The sequence below is a fragment of the Mycobacterium sp. TH-M82 genome (assembly GCF_057473605.1).
The window spans coordinates 1-1,282 of record NZ_JBYCKY010000248.1; the positions used below are offsets into that span (position 1 = coordinate 1).

General features: G+C 71.2%; 2 pseudogenes. Both read right to left on the bottom strand.

Annotation, left to right across the window (positions count from 1 at the left end):
• Window positions 1–512, bottom strand: a pseudogene (cobN, locus tag AC2VON_RS07735) (cobaltochelatase subunit CobN); the annotation flags it as partial.
• 30 nt (window positions 513–542) lie between these two features.
• Window positions 543–1,282: pseudogene (locus AC2VON_RS07740) on the bottom strand (hypothetical protein); the annotation flags it as partial.

A 1,282-nucleotide genomic window follows, 5' to 3' on the forward strand; every position in this document is an offset into this window, starting at 1 on the left:
ACCTGGTGGGCCCGGTAGTAGAGGATCCCGATCTTCAGCGGCGCGGTCTGCACCGGTTCGTCGGGCCGCCTGCGGTCGGGGTATCCCCACTCGGGTATCACCACCGGCTCGTCGAAACCCTCACCGGTGAGCAGTACCGTGTCGCAGAGGAAAGCATGCAGCCGGGCGAGGTTGACCGGCCCGCCTTCGGCCAGGTACGCATGCGCTTGCACCGCGACGCCGATCGGAGCGGTCGAACACTCCATGAGTTCGGCGTTGGGCGCCCGCTCGCCGCCGAGAACCACCAGCGGCAACCCACTGGCACGTAACGCCGCCAGCTCGGCGCCGACCTCCGCGGAAGATCCAAGCACCCGCAGCACGGCTATGTCGGCACCATCGAGTGCCGGTTCGACGGCTTGCCGTGCCGGGTTGGCGAGGTGGTATGCGGCTCCGCTGGCTCGCGCAGAGAGCAGATCGGTGTCGGACGTGGACAGCAACGCGACGCGTCGCGCACCGGATGCCGCAACGGGCATGGCGGGTCCTCCTGGTAACGGCATACCGGGTCACCGGGGGCGCGCAATGCCGGTGAGACCGGGCGGCCCCGCGCCCCGCACCGGGCAGGGATCCGGTTCGGTTTCCAGGTCCATGTATTCGTATCCGCGGCCCAGCATTTCGGATTTCGCCGGCCTGCGCCGGCGCACCCGGGCCTTCTCCTCCGCGGCCGCGGCAGCCGCCGGTTCAGCGGCCGTGACGGGCTTGGGCGCCTGCGCCTTGGCGCCGGCCTGCGCACGGCGCCGGGCAGTCATGTCCATGCCGCCTATCAGGTATCCGAACACCTGCGGCCCAGCGACCGCCGGCGGCGCGGGCGGTGCGGGCGGCACCGCCGCGGCGGGGGCCGCCGGCAGAGCCGGGGCCACAGCGGAGGCCGGAGCCGGTGCGGGCACCGGGGTCGGGGTCGGGGTCAGTGCCAGCGCGACGGGCGGGGGGACGGCCGGCGGGACCGGTACCGCGGGGATGCCCGCCAGACCCGCCAGACCCGCCAAGCCGCCCACCGGGGCGGCGGCCAACGGAGCCAGGGAAGTGGTCAGCAGCGGCAGCAGCGCCGGGATCAGCACGACCTGTTCAAGCAGCGTCTTGAGCAGTGCGATGGTGTCGGTGATGACCGTCCCGATGGCTTCGACAGTGTCGAACAGCAGCGTGAAGCCTATGGTTGCCGGGTTTCCCGAAGCCAGCGCCGCGGTCAGATCCGCGCCGATGTATCCGAACGTTTGCGACAGAAACGCGACGTATTGACTGATGGTCA